Raw genomic sequence first — 2,687 nt, 5'->3', positions numbered from 1 at the left:
ACGACCTCGTCGGGGTTGACGCCCTTGTTGGGCTCCTTGCCGCCGAGCAGCTCCTTGACCACGTCGGTCACGGCAGGCATGCGGGTCGAGCCACCGACGAGGACCACGTGGTCGATGTCGGAGACGGGGACGCCGGCGTCCTTGAGCACGTTCTTGAACGGCGCCTTGGTGCGCTCGAGCAGGTCGGAGGTGATCCGCTGGAACTCGGCGCGGGTCAGCTTCTCCTCGAAGTGCAGCGGGCCCGACTCGCCGTGCGTGATGTACGGCAGGTGGATCTGCGTCTCCGACGAGGAGGACAGTTCGATCTTGGCCTTCTCGGCGGCCTCCTGGAGGCGCTGCTTGGCGATCTTGTCGGCGCCCAGGTCGACGTTGTTGGCGGCCTTGAACTTGTCCACCATCCACTCGACGACGCGGTTGTCCCAGTCGTCACCACCGAGGTGGTTGTCACCGGAGGTCGCCTTGACCTCGACGACGCCCTCACCGATCTCGAGCAGGGACACGTCGAACGTGCCGCCACCGAGGTCGAAGACGAGGATCGTCTGGTCGTCGCCCTTGTCGAGGCCGTACGCGAGCGCGGCCGCGGTGGGCTCGTTGACGATGCGGGAGACCTTGAGGCCCGCGATCTCGCCGGCCTCCTTGGTCGCCTGGCGCTGGGCGTCGGAGAAGTACGCCGGGACCGTGATGACGGCCTCGGTGACGGTCTCACCCAGGTACGCCTCGGCGTCGCGCTTGAGCTTCTGCAGCACGAACGCGCTGATCTGCTGCGGGGTGAACGCCTTGCCGTCGATGTCGACCTTCCAGTCCTCACCCATGTGACGCTTCACCGAGCGGATGGTGCGGTCGACGTTGGTGACGGCCTGGCGCTTGGCGACCTCGCCGACGAGGACCTCGCCGGACTTCGCGAAAGCGACGACGGACGGGGTGGTGCGAGCGCCCTCGGCGTTCGCGATGACGGTGGGCTCTCCACCCTCCAGAACGGCGACGACGCTGTTGGTCGTCCCGAGGTCGATGCCTACGGCACGTGCCATGTGAGCTACCTCCATTGATACGACCCGGCCCTCGCCGGGGAGTCTGTGTGGTCCCATTCTGCGACGGGAAGGATGATGATTCAAGTTAGTTGAGTGCGATCGACTCAACTTCACTCATGGGGTACAACGCAAGGTCGGCGGTGCTCATTCCCGGGAGCGGGAGATTTCTTGTGCGTCGCGCCACTGGCCCCGGTCTGCGTCATACGAAGGCCGGGGCGCAGGGCTTGCGTCATACGAAGGCCGCGCCACCCGGGCCTGCGTCATGCGAAAGCGCACCAATAGGTGCGGATCCGGATGACGGAAGGCCCCCGCAGAAGCCCTACGCATGACGGAAGCTCCCACAGCGACCGTAAGCACGACGCACGCCCCCGCGGCGGCCGTACGCATGACGCAGGCCCCCGCCACCGCCGTTCGCATGACGCACCCCCTGCGCCCCGCGCGCACGCCATCACTCTCATCGGCCCCGGCCGCCACGGCACCGCCATCGCGTCCCTGTTCGCCTCCCACGGCACCGACGTGACCCTGTTCCACCACCGTGCCGCCAAGGCAGAGGCTGCGGCCCGCGTCGTACGGTCCGCGGCTCGTGGTGCCGAGGTGACCGTTGCCCCCGACCTGGCCTCCGCGGTGGTCGGCAACGAGCTCGTCGTGCTCTCGACCCTGTGGGACGCCCCGCAGCGCCAGGTGATCGGTTCACTCGGCGAGGCCCTGGTCGGCAAGGTCCTGCTCGACGTCTCGAACCCGCTCGACGTGACCCCCAGCGGCATCGTGATGCGCCAGCCCGCCGAGGGCTCGGCCGGCCAGTTCGTCGCGACGCTGCTGCCCGGGGGTGTCGGCCACGCGAAGGCCTTCTCGAACCTCGCCACCGCCTTCATCAACGAGAGCGCCGACCAGGACCCGCTCGCCGTGCTGCCCTTCGTAGCCGACTCGACCACCACCGCCGAGGTCGTACGCCCGTACCTGGCCGCTACCGGGTGGTTGCCCTGGCTGGTGGGCGGGATCGACCGCTCGGCCGACGTCGAGATCGGCGGCCGGTTCAACGCCGTGCAGGGACGCCACGGCCGCGCCCGGCTCGACGCCGAGCAGATGCTGGAGTACGCCGGCCCCGAGGCCGTCCTGGCCTGAGGCCCTCGCGGATGGGACGGATCAGGCGGCGGTCCCACCGACCCGGCGTACGAGGTCGGCGACGACCGCCGCGGCGTTCGCGTCCAGCACCTCCCGCGGCACGGAGGGAAGGTTCTCCTCCCAGTCCAGCAGCGGCGAGCCGCGGAACTGGCCGATCCGCGCGGGCCGGCCGATGAAGAACCAGTGCAGGTGGGCACCGCCGTCGCCGATCTTCATGACGTGGCACCGACCGACGCTGGGCAGCGTCTCGACGGCGGCGGTCAGGGCGACGATCAGCTGCCCCATCCGCGCCGCCAGGTCGTCGGGCACCTCGTGCAGGTCGACGTGGCGACGGGGCTGGAGCATCAGGAACGTCGGCAGCTTGTCGCCGGCCTGCAGCAGACGCCAGTCGTCGTCGTACCAGACCACGTCGTCCTCCGCGCCCGGCCACGAGGCCGCCCAGTCGCTGGTCGTGCAGCGGCACTGGGCCGGGTCCTCTCCGTTCCGGTCGGGCTCGACGTCGAGCAGCGGCTCGAGCGGCTTGATGCGCAAGGTCTC

At 69.5% G+C, this 2,687-nt stretch carries 3 protein-coding genes; 1 reads left to right on the top strand and 2 read right to left on the bottom strand.

The window, feature by feature from the left end; translation table 11 throughout:
* Nucleotides 1-1,028: Hsp70 family protein (locus ACI379_RS05775; RefSeq protein WP_439791124.1), on the bottom strand; the 1,028-nt coding region annotated here is incomplete at its 3' end.
* A 294-nt stretch (nt 1,029-1,322) separates the two neighbouring features.
* Between ACI379_RS05775 and ACI379_RS05770 the strand changes: the two genes are divergently transcribed.
* Nucleotides 1,323-2,150 carry an NAD(P)-binding domain-containing protein gene (locus ACI379_RS05770; protein WP_439791123.1) on the top strand — a complete coding sequence of 276 codons (828 nt, stop codon included), beginning with the start codon at nt 1,323-1,325 and terminating at the stop codon, nt 2,148-2,150.
* A gap of 21 nt (nt 2,151-2,171) precedes the next feature.
* Here the strand turns inward: ACI379_RS05770 and ACI379_RS05765 are convergent.
* Nucleotides 2,172-2,687, bottom strand: a 516-nt coding sequence (locus tag ACI379_RS05765; RefSeq protein WP_439791122.1) for a hypothetical protein, incomplete at its 5' end; no start/stop codon positions are given.

It is taken from the genome of Nocardioides sp. (assembly GCF_051876515.1).
In the GTDB taxonomy this organism is placed as follows: domain Bacteria; phylum Actinomycetota; class Actinomycetes; order Propionibacteriales; family Nocardioidaceae; genus Nocardioides.
Note: the sequence above shows the minus strand (reverse complement) of the source record. Positions and strands in the feature narration are given on the sequence as shown.